This is a genomic window from Patescibacteria group bacterium, from assembly GCA_030583705.1.
GTDB lineage: Bacteria > Patescibacteriota > Patescibacteriia > Patescibacteriales > Patescibacteriaceae > Patescibacterium.
This window is the reverse complement of the sequence record CP129471.1, coordinates 455,998-471,345: the sequence shown is the minus strand read 5'-3', so window position 1 is coordinate 471,345 and position 15,348 is coordinate 455,998. Positions and strand designations below refer to the sequence as shown.

The 15,348-nt window shown below is 39.1% G+C and carries 23 protein-coding genes and 1 pseudogene; all 24 read left to right on the top strand.

Annotated features, from left to right (window positions below; translation table 11 throughout):
• Positions 1–4 precede the first annotated feature (4 nt).
• Positions 5–2,083, top strand: coding sequence for an elongation factor G (gene fusA, locus QY321_02310; protein WKZ24427.1), 2,079 nt, complete (start codon positions 5–7; stop codon positions 2,081–2,083).
• An 86-nt stretch (positions 2,084–2,169) separates the two neighbouring features.
• The gene (locus QY321_02305; GenBank protein ID WKZ24426.1) at positions 2,170–2,619 is read left to right on the top strand and encodes a hypothetical protein; all 450 of its coding nucleotides are present in this window, start codon (positions 2,170–2,172) and stop codon (positions 2,617–2,619) included.
• Between the two features lie 130 nt (positions 2,620–2,749).
• On the top strand, positions 2,750–3,937 hold the full coding sequence (gene tuf, locus QY321_02300) for an elongation factor Tu (protein WKZ24425.1): 1,188 nt from the start codon (positions 2,750–2,752) through the stop codon (positions 3,935–3,937).
• 74 nt (positions 3,938–4,011) lie between these two features.
• Entirely contained in the window at positions 4,012–4,368 is a 357-nt protein-coding gene (gene rpsJ / locus QY321_02295; GenBank protein ID WKZ24424.1) for a 30S ribosomal protein S10, read from the top strand.
• Between the two features lie 199 nt (positions 4,369–4,567).
• On the top strand, positions 4,568–5,488 hold the full coding sequence (rplC, locus tag QY321_02290; protein ID WKZ24423.1) for a 50S ribosomal protein L3: 921 nt from the start codon (positions 4,568–4,570) through the stop codon (positions 5,486–5,488).
• Positions 5,489–5,492: 4 nt separating this feature from the next.
• Positions 5,493–6,143 (top strand): 50S ribosomal protein L4, encoded by a 651-nt coding sequence (rplD, locus tag QY321_02285; protein WKZ24422.1) that lies wholly within the window; start codon positions 5,493–5,495, stop codon positions 6,141–6,143.
• A gap of 136 nt (positions 6,144–6,279) precedes the next feature.
• Positions 6,280–6,573, top strand: a complete 294-nt coding sequence (rplW, locus tag QY321_02280; GenBank protein ID WKZ25200.1) for a 50S ribosomal protein L23 — start codon at positions 6,280–6,282, stop codon at positions 6,571–6,573.
• Between the two features lie 10 nt (positions 6,574–6,583).
• Positions 6,584–7,426, top strand: a complete 843-nt coding sequence (gene rplB, locus QY321_02275) for a 50S ribosomal protein L2 (protein WKZ24421.1) — start codon at positions 6,584–6,586, stop codon at positions 7,424–7,426.
• A gap of 5 nt (positions 7,427–7,431) precedes the next feature.
• The gene (gene rpsS, locus QY321_02270; GenBank protein ID WKZ24420.1) at positions 7,432–7,713 is read left to right on the top strand and encodes a 30S ribosomal protein S19; all 282 of its coding nucleotides are present in this window, start codon (positions 7,432–7,434) and stop codon (positions 7,711–7,713) included.
• Positions 7,714–7,725: 12 nt separating this feature from the next.
• A pseudogene (gene rplV / locus QY321_02265) lies at positions 7,726–8,061 on the top strand (50S ribosomal protein L22).
• A 242-nt stretch (positions 8,062–8,303) separates the two neighbouring features.
• On the top strand, positions 8,304–9,005 hold the full coding sequence (gene rpsC / locus QY321_02260; protein ID WKZ24419.1) for a 30S ribosomal protein S3: 702 nt from the start codon (positions 8,304–8,306) through the stop codon (positions 9,003–9,005).
• A 1-nt stretch (position 9,006) separates the two neighbouring features.
• Positions 9,007–9,414 carry a 50S ribosomal protein L16 gene (gene rplP, locus QY321_02255; GenBank protein ID WKZ24418.1) on the top strand — a complete coding sequence of 136 codons (408 nt, stop codon included), beginning with the start codon at positions 9,007–9,009 and terminating at the stop codon, positions 9,412–9,414.
• 9 nt (positions 9,415–9,423) lie between these two features.
• Entirely contained in the window at positions 9,424–9,609 is a 186-nt protein-coding gene (gene rpmC, locus QY321_02250; GenBank protein ID WKZ24417.1) for a 50S ribosomal protein L29, read from the top strand.
• A 4-nt stretch (positions 9,610–9,613) separates the two neighbouring features.
• Complete coding sequence (gene rpsQ, locus QY321_02245) at positions 9,614–9,886, top strand: 30S ribosomal protein S17 (protein ID WKZ24416.1); 273 nt, start codon at positions 9,614–9,616, stop codon at positions 9,884–9,886.
• 51 nt (positions 9,887–9,937) lie between these two features.
• Complete coding sequence (gene rplN / locus QY321_02240; protein WKZ24415.1) at positions 9,938–10,309, top strand: 50S ribosomal protein L14; 372 nt, start codon at positions 9,938–9,940, stop codon at positions 10,307–10,309.
• Between the two features lie 10 nt (positions 10,310–10,319).
• Positions 10,320–10,652 (top strand): 50S ribosomal protein L24, encoded by a 333-nt coding sequence (gene rplX / locus QY321_02235; GenBank protein WKZ24414.1) that lies wholly within the window; start codon positions 10,320–10,322, stop codon positions 10,650–10,652.
• Between the two features lie 4 nt (positions 10,653–10,656).
• Entirely contained in the window at positions 10,657–11,205 is a 549-nt protein-coding gene (gene rplE / locus QY321_02230; protein ID WKZ24413.1) for a 50S ribosomal protein L5, read from the top strand.
• 4 nt (positions 11,206–11,209) lie between these two features.
• Positions 11,210–11,395 carry a type Z 30S ribosomal protein S14 gene (locus QY321_02225; protein ID WKZ24412.1) on the top strand — a complete coding sequence of 62 codons (186 nt, stop codon included), beginning with the start codon at positions 11,210–11,212 and terminating at the stop codon, positions 11,393–11,395.
• 17 nt (positions 11,396–11,412) lie between these two features.
• Complete coding sequence (rpsH, locus tag QY321_02220) at positions 11,413–11,811, top strand: 30S ribosomal protein S8 (protein WKZ24411.1); 399 nt, start codon at positions 11,413–11,415, stop codon at positions 11,809–11,811.
• Positions 11,812–11,817: 6 nt separating this feature from the next.
• A complete protein-coding gene (gene rplF, locus QY321_02215) occupies positions 11,818–12,363 on the top strand; it encodes a 50S ribosomal protein L6 (GenBank protein ID WKZ24410.1) in 546 nt (181 codons plus the stop codon).
• A 24-nt stretch (positions 12,364–12,387) separates the two neighbouring features.
• Entirely contained in the window at positions 12,388–12,741 is a 354-nt protein-coding gene (rplR, locus tag QY321_02210; GenBank protein WKZ24409.1) for a 50S ribosomal protein L18, read from the top strand.
• A gap of 14 nt (positions 12,742–12,755) precedes the next feature.
• Entirely contained in the window at positions 12,756–13,493 is a 738-nt protein-coding gene (locus tag QY321_02205; GenBank protein WKZ24408.1) for a 30S ribosomal protein S5, read from the top strand.
• A gap of 27 nt (positions 13,494–13,520) precedes the next feature.
• A complete protein-coding gene (locus QY321_02200) occupies positions 13,521–13,955 on the top strand; it encodes an uL15 family ribosomal protein (GenBank protein WKZ24407.1) in 435 nt (144 codons plus the stop codon).
• Positions 13,956–13,990: 35 nt separating this feature from the next.
• Positions 13,991–15,259: a preprotein translocase subunit SecY gene (gene secY, locus QY321_02195; GenBank protein ID WKZ24406.1), complete on the top strand. Its 1,269-nt coding sequence runs from the start codon at positions 13,991–13,993 to the stop codon at positions 15,257–15,259.
• The last annotated feature ends 89 nt before the right edge of the window (positions 15,260–15,348 follow it).

Sequence of the window (15,348 nt, the reverse complement as noted above, 5' to 3'; positions counted from 1 at the left end):
AACTATGGCTAGGGAATATTCACTCCAAAATACCAGAAATATCGGCATCATGGCCCATATTGACGCCGGAAAAACTACTTTTACCGAGCGCGTTTTGTTTTATACTGGAAAAAAGCATAAAATTGGAGAAGTACACGAAGGTGCGGCTGAAATGGACTGGATGGAGCAGGAAAAAGAACGTGGTATAACTATTACTTCGGCGGCTACTACTTGTTTTTGGCATGATAACCGAATTAACATTATTGATACCCCTGGACACGTTGACTTTACGGTTGAAGTGGAAAGATCTTTGCGTGTTTTAGATGGAGCTGTAGCTGTTTTTGACGGATCTGCTGGTGTTGAACCTCAATCTGAAACCGTTTGGCGCCAAGCTGATAAGTACCATGTACCTCGTCTTTGTTTTGTTAATAAAATGGATAAAATGGGTGCTGATTTTTATATGAGCCTTGATTCAATTCGTCAAAGATTAAATCCAAAGGCCGTAGCTGCTCAATTACCGATCGGGGCTGAAGAAAATATGAGTGGCGTAATTGACCTGATCGCTATGCAGGCTTATGAGTTTAAAGGACAAAACGGTGAACAGATTAACAAGATTGATATTCCTGAAGACATGAAAGAAAAAGTTGAAAAACATCGTCAAGAATTAATTGAAAAAATTGTTGAATGTGATGAAGCTTTGACTGAAAAATATCTTGGTGGTGAAACTATTGAAGCTGAAGATCTTAAAAAAGCTTTACGTAAAGCGGTTATTAACAATGAAGTTTATCCGGTTTTTTGTGGTACTGCCTTAAAGAATATTGGTGTACAGTTAGTTTTGGATGCAGTTAACGATTATCTGCCTTCACCACTTGACGTACCGATGTTGGAAGGTATGGACATTGATGATGAAGAAAAAAAGATTATCGTTAAAGTGGAAGACAGTGAGCCTTTTTCTGCCCTAGCTTTTAAAATAGCTACCGATCCTTTTGTCGGAAAACTCTGTTTTGTTCGTGTTTATTCTGGTGTTCTTCGTTCCGGCTCTTATATTTTTAACTCTTCTACTGGCAAAAAAGAAAGAATTGGTAGATTGGTCAGAATGCATGCCAATCATCGTGAAGAAATTGATGCTATTTACTCCGGAGACATTGCGGCTGCTATTGGTTTAAAAGAAACTTATACTGGTAATACTTTATGTGATGTTGATCGCCCCCTTCTCTTGGAAAGTATTTCTTTCCCAGAGCCAGTTATTAAGATTGCCGTTGAACCTAAAACTAAAGTTGACCAAGAAAAAATGGGTTTGGCTTTAGCTCGTTTAGCTGAAGAAGATCCGACTTTTCGTGTTGAATCTGATGAAGAAACTAATCAGACCCTTATTTCCGGTATGGGCGAATTACACTTGGATATTATTGTAGATAGAATGAAAAGAGAATTTAATGTTGAGGCCAATATCGGGCAACCCCAGGTTTCTTATCGCGAAACCATTCGTAATAAAGCTGAAGCTGAAGGAAAATACATTAAACAGTCTGGAGGAAGAGGACAATATGGACATTGTTGGCTACGTATTGAGCCACAAGAGGCTGGTAAGGGCTCGGAGTTTGTTGATGAAGTTAAAGGTGGAGTTATTCCAAGAGAATATATCCCGGCTATTGAAAAGGGCTTTAAAGAAGCTTTAGACAAAGGTGTGGTTGCCGGTTACCCAATTGTTGACGTCAAGGCCACTGTTTATGACGGTTCTTATCATGAAGTAGACTCTTCTGAGGCAGCCTTTAAAATGGCTGGTATTTTAGCTTTTAAAGAGGCTTGTCGTAAGGCTTCGGCTATACTACTTGAACCGATTATGAAAGTTGAGGTAACTACTCCTGAAGAGTACATGGGTAATGTAATTGGAGACCTTAATTCCAAAAGAGGACAAATTGATCAAATGACAGATAGGGGTAATTTGAAGGTGGTTGATGCTAAGGTGCCTTTAGCTGAAATGTTTGGTTATGCCACCCAACTTCGTTCCATGAGCCAAGGTAGAGCCAATTACAGTATGGAATTCTTGCATTACAACGAAGTTCCGCGTCATGTGGCTGAAGAAATCGCTGGTGGTAAGGGTAAATAAATTATTAACAGTTTTACCCTCTTGACCTCTTTTTCTTTATCGGTTACAATAGTTTAGTCTTTTTCAAGTAATTTTAAGAATCTTTTATGAATGATCATATCCAAAGGTTAATTGATTTAATTAATAAAACCGGGGATAAAGTGATTGTCTTTGATAAGGCTGAGCCTGAAAAATCTTATGTGGTTTGCGGGCTTAGAGACTACGAAGAAATGATTAAAAGATCCCTTAAGACAGAAAGCTTGACAGAAGATGAGCTTATTGATAAAATAAACTCCGATATAGCTAAATGGAAAAATGGCCAGGTTTTACAGTCCTTAAGCAAGAACGAAGACGAGGTTAGAAAGGATGGAAACCATAGTCATTTAGCTAAAGAGGAAGAGAAGAAAGAAGAGAAGAAAGCTGAGTCTCTAACGCCTTTAATGGATTGGAGACCTCCAAAGGTTAATGGCCAAAGCAATTTTAGTCGGCCAAAAGATTCAAAAAACCCTTGGAGTATCCCGGACTCTCGCCGGCGTGAAGCTGACGAGGTTCTGTAATTTGATTAAAATTTTTATTTAATTAATTTTTACAATTATAGGTTAGGCAAAGATATAAGGTTGGTTAAGCAAGTTCATTATTAGCTTGACGAACCTTATACCTTTAAATCTTATAATTTATTATAAAAATATGGCAGACAAATTTGAAAGAAGTAAACCGCACGTTAACGTTGGTACCATTGGACACGTTGACCACGGTAAAACCACTTTGACCGCCGCCTTATTAAAGGTTTTGGCTGATAGGGGTTTGTCCGCATCCAGTAAGGATGTTGACCAGATTGACGCCGCGCCTGAAGAAAAGGCTCGCGGTATAACCATCGCTACCGCTCACGTTGAATACGAGTCGGAAGCCAGACACTACGCTCACGTAGACTGTCCTGGTCACGCTGACTATGTTAAAAACATGATTACCGGTGCCGCCCAGATGGACGGAGCTATTTTAGTAGTTTCTGCCACTGATGGACCTATGCCTCAGACTCGTGAACACATTCTGTTGGCTCGTCAGGTTGGTGTGCCTTATATTGTTGTTTTCTTGAACAAGTGCGACATGGTGGAAGACAAAGAACTTATTGACTTAGTTGAAGAAGAAGTTAAAGATTTACTTAAAAAATACGAATTCCCTGGTGATACTACCCCAATTATTCGCGGTAGTGCCTTAAAAGCTTTGGAAAATCCAACTGGAGAATATGGAGAAGCTGTTATGCAATTGGTTAAAGCTCTTGATGAACACATTCCTGAACCAGAACGTGATATTGAAAAGCCTTTCTTAATGCCTATTGAAGATATTTTCTCAATTGAAGGACGTGGTACGGTTGTTACCGGACGTGTTGAAAGAGGTATTATTAAGGTTAACGATGAAGTAGAAATTGTCGGTTTGCGTGAAACTAAAAAGACCGTAGTTACTGGCATTGAAATGTTTAACAAGTTACTTGACGAAGGTAGAGCTGGTGATAATGCCGGATTGCTTTTGCGCGGTACCAAGAAAGATGATGTTGAACGCGGACAGGTTTTGGCTAAGATCGGATCAGTTACCCCTCATACTGAATTTGAATGTGAAGTTTACGTTCTTAGTAAAGATGAAGGTGGACGCCATAAGCCTTTCTTTAAGGGATACAAGCCACAGTTTTATATCAGAACCACTGATGTTACCGGTGAGGTTGAATTACCTGCAGGTACTGAAATGGTTATGCCCGGTGATACCGTTAATTTAAATGTTAAATTAATCTCTCCGGTCGCTTTGGAAGAAAAGCAACGCTTTGCTATTCGCGAAGGCGGACGCACTGTTGGTGCTGGTGTAGTAGTTAAGATTCTTAAGTAAAGATTTCCTCCTTCCGTCTTAAACGACGGAAGGATTTATCTGTACTTAATTATAAGTCAGTAAATTATTAATTTATGACAGAAGTTGAAAAAAATGTTGTTGAGACGGCTAAGACGGCCGCCGACTTTAAGCAAAGGGTGAGAATTAAAATTCGCTCCTTTGATCATAAGATTATTGACCAATCAACAAGAATTATTGTTGAAACCGTCAAAAGAACCGGCGCGCAGCTTTACGGACCGATTCCTCTACCAACAGAGAAGAGGAAATACACGGTCAATTCGTCAACTTTTGTTCACAAAGATGCGCGGGATCAGTTTGAAATGAGAACCCACAAGAGACTGTTGGACATCATTGAACCCTCCGCCGCCACCATTGAAGCCCTAAGTAATCTTAATTTACCCACCGGCGTTGATGTTGAAATAAAAATGTAAGATTTAATTAAGACTGTTTTAATCTTATTTATTTAACCTCCGAGAAGGAGAAGTGGATAAATAAAAGACTAAGACAGCTGAAAGGATAAGCCCTCCCGGGATTTACAAGACAATTCTTTATACGGACTTAATTTAGCCCGAACTTTTGTCAGCTGGGAATCGGTCATATCCTTGATCCGATTTTTCTTTTTTTATAATTATGAAATTTATTCTTGGAAAAAAAATCGCCATGACTCAAATTTGGCAACAGGACACGGTTGTTCCCGTAACCCGTATTTTAGCCGGTCCTTGTGTGGTTATTCGTCATAAAACCGATGAAAAGGACGGCTATAACGCTGTGCAGGTAGGTTTTGGCGTTAAGGCAACCAAGAATATAAGAAAACCGCAACTTGGTGAATATAAAGAACTTGGTAATTTCCGTTATGTTAAGGAGTTTAGATTATCTGGCCAAGATTCTGCTCTTAATCTCCAATCTGGGGATTATGTTACTGTTTCTTCTTTTAAAGTTGGAGATCGTTTAACGATTGTCGGAACATCAAAGGGTAAGGGTTTTCAAGGAGTAGTTAGACGCCATGGTTTCCATGGACAAGACGCTACCCATGGTAACAAGGATCAGTTAAGAATGCCTGGTTCCATCGGTTCAACAGGACCTCAGCACGTTTTTAAAGGTACCCGTATGGCTGGTAGGATGGGAGGAGACAGTGTAACTTTGCATGATGTTGAAGTTATTGCCATTGACGAGAAAGATGGTAGCTTGTATGTTAAGGGAGCTGTACCAGGAGCTCGTAATGGACTTATTATGCTTTCTTCAGAAGGGGAGGTAACTCCTTTAAGTAAAGAAGAAGCTATGAAGGTTATTTCAGAAGAAGTAAAGGAAGAAAAAGAAGAAACTGCAGATGAAAATAAAGAAGAAGTTAAAGAAGAAACCGAGCAACCTGAAGAAGTTAAGGAAGAAGTAGTAGAAGAAGCTAAGGAAGAAGCGGAAGTAAAAGAAGAAGTAGCTATGGAAACAACTGAGGAGAATAAAGAAACAAGCGAAGAAGCAACTGAAGAAAAAACTGAAGAAGCCCTAGTAGCTGAGGTTGTTGAAGAAGTTGAGAATAAAGAAGAAAAATCTTAATTATATGATTTCTTATAAAATCCACAATCAAAACGGAGAAGAAGTCGGACAAACAGAATTGTCTGAAGCGGTTTTTGGCGTTAGCCCAAATAAATCCTTGGTTCATCAGGCTTTAGTAGCCCAGATGTCCAACGAAAGGAAAGTTTTGGCTCACACTAAAGATCGTAGCGAAGTGCGTGGTGGTGGTAAAAAACCCTGGAAACAAAAAGGTACCGGCCGAGCTAGAGCTGGTTCAAGCCGTAGCCCAATTTGGATTGGCGGAGGTGTAACTTTTGGTCCAACCAACCAAAGAAGTTTTGGCAAAGATCTTAACTTAAAAATGAAGCGCAAGGCTCTTAAGATTGTTTTATCCGATAAGGTTATTAATAAAAAGTTGGTTATTTTGGATGATTTGAAAATTGAGGAGTTTAAAACCAAAATCTTTAAAGGAATAATTGATAAAGTTCGTGCCAACGCTTTGGAAGAAAACCAGGGTAAAATTTTAATGATTGATTCTTCTGCCGAGATGACAGTTAAAAATTCCGCCAGAAACCTACCAGATGTTAAGATGATTAATGTTGATAACCTTAATATTGTTGATGTTCTTCATTATCCCAACTTGTTTTTAACAGATAGGGCTTTAAAGATTATTGAAGAGCGTTATCAGAAGCAATAAATATATGGGTATTCTAAATCGCAAAAAAAAGACTGAAGATAAGACTGTTGAAGAAAAAACGGTTGATGAAGTCGTGGTTAAGGATAAGGAAGTTGTTAGCGAGAAGGTTGAGGTTAATGACAAGAAAGAAAAGACCATTAAGACTTCTCAAGCTTACAGAATCCTAGTTCGTCCTTTAATCTCTGAAAAAGTTACCCAGCAACAAGCTTTTGGGCAATATACTTTTGAGGTGGCTCGTAAGGCCAATAAGATTGAAGTAGCTAAAGCGATTAAAGAAATTTACGGACTTACTCCAACCAAAGTTTCCATGATAGTTATGGAAGGTAAAACCAAGCGTTTTGGTCGCACTGTTGGAAAAAGAAAGGATTGGAAAAAAGCGATTGTTACTTTGCCTAAAGGCAAAACCATTAGTCTTTACGAAGGTGTTTAATTAGAATTATATGGCAATTAAGAAAGCAAAACCTACCACCCCCGGACTTCGCGGCGCCAGCTTTGAAGACTTTTCGGATATTACTACCAAGAATCCGCATCGTGCCTTGTTGACGATTCGTAAACAATTTGCCGGTCGTAATGCCCAGGGTAAGATTACCGTACGTCATCGTGGCGGAGGGGTTAAGCGCTATATTAGAACAATTGACTTTAAAAGAGATAAATTCGGTGTACCTGGTACGATTAAGACTATTGAGTATGATCCGAACAGAGGTTCTCGTATCGGTTTAATATTCTATAAAGATGGAGAAAAGCGTTACATGATTGTCCCTGCTGGTCTAGAGGTTGGAACTGTTATCTTGAGCGATAATAAAGCTATTGAACCTTCAGTCGGTAATGCTATGCCCTTAGAACACATTCCAGTTGGCCTACCTGTTCATAACGTTGAATTAGAGCCCGGTAAAGGCGGACAGTTAGCTCGCGGTGCCGGTAATGCTCTTTATATAATGTCGGTTGAAAAGAAATACGCCCAGTTGAAGCTACCTTCCGGAGAAATTCGTTTGGTTAAAAAAGAATGCTTGGGTACTATTGGTCAAGTAGGTAACGCAGATAGACGTCATGTTAAATTAGGTAAAGCCGGACGTAGTCGTTTACTTGGACGTCGCCCAACCGTTAGAGGAACAGCTATGAACCCAGTAGATCACCCACACGGTGGAGGTGAAGGTAACCAGCCAATCGGTTTGAAGCATCCTAAGACCAAATGGGGTAAGAATGCTTATGGAGTTCCGACCAGATCAAAGAAGAAAGCTTCTGGTAAATTAATTATTCAAAGCCGTAAAGGCAGGAAGAAATAAAAAATATGTCAAGAAGTCTTAAAAAAGGCCCATACATTAACGAAAGGCTGTTAAAAAAGATTCAAAACCTTAAGCCCGGTGATAAAACCGTTATTAAGGTTTGGGACAGATCTGCTACTATTACGCCAGAGATGGTTGGGTTTACAATTGGCGTACATAACGGTAAGGTTCATACACCGGTTTTAGTTAATGAGAATATGATTGGTCATAAGTTAGGAGAATTTTCTCCTACTAGAAAATTTGTTAGCCATGGCGGTAAAATAGCCAAGGCGCAAAAAGGTAAATAATAATTTTTCAATATGGAAGTTAAAGCAATTGCCAAATTTGTAAGAATTTCGCCTCGCAAAATGCGCTTGGTGGCTGGTTTGGTGCGCGGACAAAAAATACAGGAAGCTCTTAACCAGTTATCTGTAGCTAATAAGTCTGCGGCTACTCCGATTAAGAAAGTCATTGATTCGGCAGTCGCTAACGCTACTCATAATTTCCAATTAGCAGCGGATAATCTTTTTATTAAAGAAATAAGAGTAGATGGTGGTCCGGTTTTAAAACGTTGGTTACCTAGAGCTCACGGAAGAGCTACTCCTTTGCGAAAAAGAATGAGTCATGTTAGTGTTATTTTGGGTGAGATTAAGGATAGCGGACTAAAAGAGGGTAAGAAGAGCAAAATAGTTGAACCTATTAAGCTTGGTGCAGCACCAGCCGAGAAGGGTGATATTAAAGTTGAAGATAAAGATACGCTTAAGTCAGCGGAAAGCTTGGAAAAAGACAAGTCAGCCGTTAATCCTCGTCGAGAAGGCGGTGGTAGACAAAGCGGTGCCCAAGGTTTTACTTCTAAGATCTTTAGGCGCAAGAGCGGTTAATTTATTTATAAAATTATATGGGACAGAAAGTTAATCCAAAAGTCTTTCGTGTAGGTATAACCAGAACCTGGCCTTCCAAGTGGTTTGCGACCAGTAGGGATTATATTGCTCAAGTAAAACAGGATGTTTTAATCCGTAAGTTTTTAGTTAAAGATTTACGCGAAGCTGGTATTCATCAGGTGGAAATTGAAAGACCTTCTGGTAAAAAGATTGTAGTCACTATTTTTACTGCTAAGCCTGGTTTAATTATCGGTCGTGGTGGAGCGGGCATTGACAACCTTAAGAAAAAGCTCCATACTAAATTCTTAAAGAATTTTCGTTTAGGTGAAATAAACGTTAATGTTAATGAAATAGATCGTCCGAATTTAAGCGCTCAGGTTTTGGTTCAGTCCATAGCTCTTGATTTGGAAAAAAGAATGCCTTTTAAGAGAGTTATGAAGCAAGCTATTAGTCGGGCTGAAAGAGCTGGTGCTATGGGTGTTAAAGTAATGGTTTCTGGACGCTTAAACGGTGCTGAAATAGCTAGAAGCGAAATGTTGGTTTCCGGCAAATTGCCTTTGCAAACTTTACGCGCGGACATTGATTATGCTCGCGGTACGGCTTTGACAACTTTTGGTTTAATTGGCATTAAAGTGTGGGTTTACCGCGGAGAGATTTTTAATAAAAGAGAAGAAGCTGGTTCAGTGGTAACCGTTAATAAGAAAAACGTAAAGAAATAATATGTTGGCACCCAAAAAGACAAAATATCGCAAATCACACAAGCTCACCAGGGGTGGGAAGGCTTCCCGTCTGATTAACCTTGGTTTTGGCAGTTACGGCTTAAAGAGTATTGAAGCTTGTTGGGTGACGGCTAGACAAATAGAATCTGCTCGTAGGGTTATAACTCGTTATGTCCAAAGAACAGGTAAGCTGTGGATTAGAATTTTCCCGGATAAATCTGTTACCAAAAAAGGCGGTGAAATTCCTATGGGTAAAGGTAAGGGTTCAGTAGATCATTACGTAGCCATTGTTAAACCCGGTATGATTATTTTTGAAATTGAAGGAGTAACGGAAAAACAAGCCAGAGAAGCTATGGGTTTAGCTGCTTATAAGCTACCCGTTAAGTGCATTTTTGTTAAAAAACATTAATTAAGGTTTATGGAATTACAAGATTTACGAAAAAAAGAATTATCTGATCTACATAAGCTGCTTGGCGAAAAGCGGGAAGATTTAAGGCGCTTGCGCTTTAAGGATGCCAATAAGCAACTTAAAGATGTTCGTGAGGTTAGAGAACTTCGTCTTTTGGTCGCACGTCTTTTAACCGTTATTAATGAAAAGCGTTAATTATATGAAAAATAATAAGATTACAGAACAAGTTGAAACCAAGCCCATTATTAAAAAAGTTTTTAAGGGTGTGGTGGTTAGCGATAAAATGGACAAAACCGTAGTGGTAGCCGTGGAAACAGTTAAGATTAATTCCAAGTACCACCGTCGTTATGTTTCAACTAGTCGTTATAAGGTTCATGATCCCGAGAATCGCTTTAAGGAAGGGGATAAGGTTTCTTTAGTGGAATGTCGCCCTTTGTCTAAAGAGAAGCGTTGGCGAGTGATTTACCAATAAAAATAAATTAATTTGTTAATAAATAAAGTATATAACACTTAACTAACCAGTATGATTCAAGTTCAAAGCATGTTAAAAGTAGCAGATAACACAGGCGCTAAACGCGTCCAGTGTATTCGCGTGCTCGGCGGTTATCGTAAGCGCTATGCTAGAGTTGGCGAAAAGATTACTGTAGTAGTTAAGCAGGCTACACCGCATTCCATGGTTAAAAAAAGTGATATTTTACTGGCAGTGGTGGTTAGAGTTAAAAAAGAAATTCGTCGTACAGACGGTAGTTATGTTCGCTTTGACGATAATGCTTGCGTTATTATTGATAAAAAGAACGGAGAACCAAGAGGTACCCGTATTTTCGGACCCATTCCGCGTGAAGTTCGTCGGGCCGGTTATACGAAGATAGCCTCTTTGGCTCCTGAAGTTATTTAAAGAAATTGATATGAATATCAAAAGAAATGACAAAGTAATAGTGTTGGCAGGCAAGGACAAAGGTAAAACCGGTAAGGTTTTGCAGGTCTTGGTTGAAACGGATCGCGCCAGCATTGAAGGCGTTAACCTTTTAATTAAGCACATGCGTCCTCGTAAAAAAGGTGAGCAAGGACAAAGGATTGAATTTCCGGCACCGATTAGATTGTCTAACCTTATGTTGGTTTGTCCGAAATGTGAAAAACCAACCAGGATTGGTAAGAAGTTTTTAGAACCGACTTCAGATAGCCAAAAGCGTCGTGTCAAGGTTCGTATTTGCAAAAAATGTCAAGCTACCATAGACTAACTTTATGAAACTTAAAGAATTATACCAAAAAGAAATAGTCCCGGCTCTTAAGGAGCGTTTCGGTTATACCAACCTATTGGCTGTACCGAGAGTGCTTAAGGTTACCATTAATGTTGGTGTGGGACGATTTACTAAAGAAAAGTCATATATTGACGCTGTGGCCGAAAATCTTTCCAGAATCAGCGGACAAAGAGCTATTTTAACTAAAGCTAAGAAGTCTATTGCTGGTTTTAAGGTTCGTGAAGGTAATATTGTTGGAGTAACGGTTACTTTGCGAGGAGACAGAATGTATGATTTTCTAACCAAGTTGGTTAATATTACTTTCCCAAGAGTAAGAGACTTTAGAGGTATTGAGGAAAGTAAAGTGGATAGAAGCGGTAATTTATCTGTTGGTTTTAAGGAGCATATCGCTTTTCCGGAAATTAAGCTTGATGAAGTTGAAAACGTGCACGGTTTGGAAATTAATATTTCCACTACCGCTAAAACAAAGGATGAAGGGCTTGAGCTTTTTCGTCTGCTCGGTTTTCCTTTTAAAAAGAATTTAAGTAAATAATTGTATGGCTAGAAAAGCTCTAATAGAAAAATCAAAGAAAACTCCGAAGTTTTCCACCAGAAAAATTCGTCGTTGTTGGCGTTGTGGTCGTAATCACGGCTATATGCGTGACTTTGATTTGTGTAGAATTTGTTTCAGAGAATTTGCCAACAATACCGACTTGCCCGGAATTAAAAAATCCAGCTGGTAATTAATTTGTATAATTGTATGATTGACCCAATTGCAGACATGTTAACTCGTATCAGAAATGCCGCCGCTGTTAAAGCTTCGGAGGTGATTTTGCCTACGAGTAAGTTAAAATTCAATATTGCCAAGCTGCTTCAAGAAAACGGCTGGATTAACAAAGCCGAAATTATACCAGCTACAGATAAAGGCTTTGCCCAATTGCGTTTGGAGCTTAAGTATCGCCCTAACGGTCTTCCGACTTTTTCTTCCATTAAGAGAATCAGTAAATCAAGTCGTCGGGTTTATGTTGGTAAAGATTCTTTACCAAGAGTTTTGAACCACTATGGTATTGCTATTATTTCCACTTCTCAAGGGTTAATGACCAATCGTGAGGCTAAGCGACGTAATGTCGGAGGAGAAATTATTTGTGAAATTTATTAAACCAATATGTCCAGATTAGGAAAACTACCAATTGAATTACCAACCGGTGTTAGCGCTTCTTACAGTGATAGCTTAGTGACGGTTAAAGGCCCTAAAGGAGAGCTTAAGCAGCTTATTGGAGGTATGGTTAGTGTTGTTATTGATGAAAAGGTAATTAAGGTTTCAGTAGCTAATAAGGATAATCGTAAAGAAAGAGCCATGTGGGGTCTTTATTACAGCCTTATTAAAAATATGGTAATTGGTGTTAGTGAAGGATTTAGTAAGAAGTTGGAAATTCAAGGTGTTGGTTATAAGGTGTCCGGAGGAGGTAAGGCCTTAACTCTAAACCTGGGATTTTCTCATCCGATTAATTTTTCTTTACCAGAGGGCACTGAAGCTACAGTAGAAGGTAATAGTATTACAATTTCTGGTATAGACAAGCAATTAGTTGGAGAAATCTCCGCCCAAATTCGTAAACTTAAGAAACCTGAACCTTATAAGGGTAAGGGTATCCGTTATAGCGACGAAATTGTCCGCCGTAAGGCCGGTAAGACCGCCACTAAAGGATCTTAGTTAAAATAGTTGTAATTTATCTATATGAACAAGCAGCAACAAACTTTAATGATTAAAAAACGCCGACAAAGAAAGATTCGTTCGGTTATTGTCGGTACGGCTGAGCGCCCTCGTTTTAATGTTTCCAAAAGCAATCGTCATTTTTATGTACAGTTAATAGACGATGCTTCTGGTAAGACTTTAGCCGGTATTCATTCAAGAGAAGTAAAGACCAAGGGTAATAAAACCGAAACAGCTAAAGCGGTTGGCATTCTTTTGGCTGAAAAAGCTAAGGATTTAAAGATTGATAAAGTTGTTTTTGATCGTGGAGGTAATCGTTATACCGGAAGAGTTAGAGCTGCCGCTGAAGGAGCTCGCGAGGCAGGCTTGCAATTTTAATTTAATTTTCATTTATGACTGAACAAACCAACAATCAAGAACAAAAGGGAACTGAAGAAAAGAAATCTTCAGCTGGGCAGACTCGCGGTCGCGGTGGAGAAAGACGCGCAGGCGGAGGAGGTAGAAGACAGGGCGGAGAAAGACGAGGTCGTAGAGGAGCTCGTGAGGAAAAGCCGGCTGAAGAATTTGAACAAAGAGTTATAGATATTGCTCGTGTTACTCGTGTTATGGCCGGTGGTAAGAGAATGCGCTTTAGAGCTTGTGTGGCTATTGGAGATAAAAAGGGGAGAGTGGCCATTGGTTTAGCTAAGGGAGCTGATGTTACCATTGCTGTTTCAAAAGCGGTTAACCAGGCTAAAAAAGATATTGTTAACGTGTCTGTTTCCGGGCACACTATTCCACACGCTGTAGATCATAGATTTGGCGCAGCCCATATTTTACTTAAACCGGCCGCTGCCGGACGAGGTATTATTGCCGGGGGTATTGTTAGAACCATTCTTGAACTTTCCGGTGTCCATAACGTTTCCAGTAAGATTCTTGGTACCAATAATAAAGTTAATAACGCTAAATGTGTTATGGAAGCGCTTAAGTCACTAAAGGCTCCTCGTAAATCTAAAAATGACAAGAATCAGGAAAGTAAGGAGAATAAAGGTGAAATCGATGAAGGTAATAAACAAGCTGAAAAAACCGTTAGTGATAAATCAGACAAGTCAAACAAAAAAAGCGAAAAAATTGAATCTAAGGTTGAGTAATCCAAAATAATCGGTAATAATAAATATATGACACTTTCTTTATCTAACATTAAGGGTAATAAGACCAACAAGGACCGTAAGCGCGTCGGACGAGGTAATGCTTCCGGACATGGTACTTATTCCACCCGTGGTCTTAAAGGACAGAAATCTCGCTCTGGTGTGAGTGGTTTAAAGCGTCTTGGTATGAGACAGCGTCTTTTGAGTATCCCTAAATCTCGTGGTTTTACTTCTTATCATGCTAAAGCTAAGGTTATTACTTTTAATATGCTTAATAAGGCCTTAACTGATGGAGCAACGGTTAATCCGGTTATTTTAAGACGTCTTAACTTGCTTGGTTTAAGAGAAAAAGCTAAAATAGTGGTTAAGGGAGATCTTAAATTGAAAAATTTACAAATTAAAGATATTCAGGCCAGCGAAGGAGCTAAAGCTATTATTGAAAAAATGGGTGGTAATCTTAGCTAAGATTAAAACTCTAAACCTTTCCTTCTATAATTAATATGGAAAAACTTTTGAAAATTTGGAGAATTGAAGAAATACGCAACAGTGTGTTGTTTGTTTTGGCTATGTTGGTTATTTTCCGAATAGCTGCTCATATTCCGGTACCAGGAGCTAATCCTGAAGCCCTAAAAACTTTTTTTGCTGGTAATGACATTTTGGGTCTTTTAAATATTTTTTCTGGTGGTGGTATGGAGAACTTTTCCATTGTGATGATGGGAGTTGGTCCCTACATTACTGCTTCTATTATTTTCCAGCTCTTAACCATGTTAATTCCGAAGCTTGAAGAAATGAACAAAGAAGAGGCTGGTAAGAGAAAGATAACTATGTGGACTCGTTGGGCGACTGTGCCTTTTGCTATGATCCAGTCATATAGCATGATTATACTTTTAAGAAATACTGGTGCTGGTGTTATTCAAGATTTAAGCCCTTTTGATTACTTTACTATTATGGCCACTGTTACCGCTGGTACTATTTTCTTAATGTGGCTTGGAGAATTAATTAGTGAAAAGAAAGTTGGTAACGGTATTTCTTTAATGATCTTTGCCGGTATTATTGCTGGTCTGCCTTCGGCTGTCCAGGAACTTTCATTAAACTATACGCCAGATATGCTAACCACTATTATTGGTCTTTTGGTTATCGGCCTTATTACGGTTGTCGGTGTAGTAGTAATTAACGAGGGTCAACGTAATATCCCTGTGCAATATGCCAGGCAAATGAGAGGTGGGCATTCTTTTGGTGGTAATTCAACCCACTTGCCTTTACGTGTTAATATGGCCGGAGTTATCCCAATTATCTTTGCCATTTCAGTGGTACTTTTTCCTCCGATGGTAGCCCAGTTTTTTGTCGGGGCGGCCAGTCCGACCTTGGCTTCAGCGGCTCAGTGGGTGATTAATTTCTTTAATGATCAGTTGGCTTACGGTATTATGTACTTTCTTTTGGTTTTCGGCTTTACTTATTTTTATACCGAAATCGTTTTTCATCCTTCAAAAATTGCCGAGAATCTTCAGAAACAGGGAGGCTTTATTCCTGGTATCCGTCCAGGTAGACATACAACGGAATATTTGGGTAATACGACCCATAAGATCATTTTAGTTGGAGCTCTTTTCTTGTCTACTATTGCGGTTTTACCTTTAATACTCCAAGCTTTTTCCGGGCTACCTTCTTTGGCTATTGGAGGTACCAGCCTATTGATCGTTGTTTCGGTGGTTATTGACGCTGTTAAACAGATACAGTCCCAGGTGACGATGAGAGAGTATAGCATGGATTAAATTATTATATAGATCTAGTAAATTATAATAAATATTAATTAAAAAGAGCCTTAACGGGCTCTTTTTAATATATAGATTTTTTGTGTTAT

What these genes read in the sequence shown, in the direction of transcription:
- rplP (WKZ24418.1), top strand. Translation starts at nt 9,007, where the DNA reads ATGTTGGCACCCAAAAAGACAAAATATCGCAAATCACACAAGCTCACC.
- rpmC (WKZ24417.1), top strand. Translation starts at nt 9,424, where the DNA reads ATGGAATTACAAGATTTACGAAAAAAAGAATTATCTGATCTACATAAG.
- rplB (WKZ24421.1), top strand. Translation starts at nt 6,584, where the DNA reads ATGGCAATTAAGAAAGCAAAACCTACCACCCCCGGACTTCGCGGCGCC.
- rpsS (WKZ24420.1), top strand. Translation starts at nt 7,432, where the DNA reads ATGTCAAGAAGTCTTAAAAAAGGCCCATACATTAACGAAAGGCTGTTA.
- fusA (WKZ24427.1), top strand. Translation starts at nt 5, where the DNA reads ATGGCTAGGGAATATTCACTCCAAAATACCAGAAATATCGGCATCATG.
- QY321_02205 (WKZ24408.1), top strand. Translation starts at nt 12,756, where the DNA reads ATGACTGAACAAACCAACAATCAAGAACAAAAGGGAACTGAAGAAAAG.
- rplF (WKZ24410.1), top strand. Translation starts at nt 11,818, where the DNA reads ATGTCCAGATTAGGAAAACTACCAATTGAATTACCAACCGGTGTTAGC.
- rpsJ (WKZ24424.1), top strand. Translation starts at nt 4,012, where the DNA reads ATGACAGAAGTTGAAAAAAATGTTGTTGAGACGGCTAAGACGGCCGCC.
- rpsQ (WKZ24416.1), top strand. Translation starts at nt 9,614, where the DNA reads ATGAAAAATAATAAGATTACAGAACAAGTTGAAACCAAGCCCATTATT.
- rplX (WKZ24414.1), top strand. Translation starts at nt 10,320, where the DNA reads ATGAATATCAAAAGAAATGACAAAGTAATAGTGTTGGCAGGCAAGGAC.
- QY321_02225 (WKZ24412.1), top strand. Translation starts at nt 11,210, where the DNA reads ATGGCTAGAAAAGCTCTAATAGAAAAATCAAAGAAAACTCCGAAGTTT.
- rplE (WKZ24413.1), top strand. Translation starts at nt 10,657, where the DNA reads ATGAAACTTAAAGAATTATACCAAAAAGAAATAGTCCCGGCTCTTAAG.
- rpsC (WKZ24419.1), top strand. Translation starts at nt 8,304, where the DNA reads ATGGGACAGAAAGTTAATCCAAAAGTCTTTCGTGTAGGTATAACCAGA.
- rplN (WKZ24415.1), top strand. Translation starts at nt 9,938, where the DNA reads ATGATTCAAGTTCAAAGCATGTTAAAAGTAGCAGATAACACAGGCGCT.
- QY321_02200 (WKZ24407.1), top strand. Translation starts at nt 13,521, where the DNA reads ATGACACTTTCTTTATCTAACATTAAGGGTAATAAGACCAACAAGGAC.
- rplD (WKZ24422.1), top strand. Translation starts at nt 5,493, where the DNA reads ATGATTTCTTATAAAATCCACAATCAAAACGGAGAAGAAGTCGGACAA.
- rplC (WKZ24423.1), top strand. Translation starts at nt 4,568, where the DNA reads ATGAAATTTATTCTTGGAAAAAAAATCGCCATGACTCAAATTTGGCAA.
- rpsH (WKZ24411.1), top strand. Translation starts at nt 11,413, where the DNA reads ATGATTGACCCAATTGCAGACATGTTAACTCGTATCAGAAATGCCGCC.
- rplR (WKZ24409.1), top strand. Translation starts at nt 12,388, where the DNA reads ATGAACAAGCAGCAACAAACTTTAATGATTAAAAAACGCCGACAAAGA.
- secY (WKZ24406.1), top strand. Translation starts at nt 13,991, where the DNA reads ATGGAAAAACTTTTGAAAATTTGGAGAATTGAAGAAATACGCAACAGT.
- tuf (WKZ24425.1), top strand. Translation starts at nt 2,750, where the DNA reads ATGGCAGACAAATTTGAAAGAAGTAAACCGCACGTTAACGTTGGTACC.
- QY321_02305 (WKZ24426.1), top strand. Translation starts at nt 2,170, where the DNA reads ATGAATGATCATATCCAAAGGTTAATTGATTTAATTAATAAAACCGGG.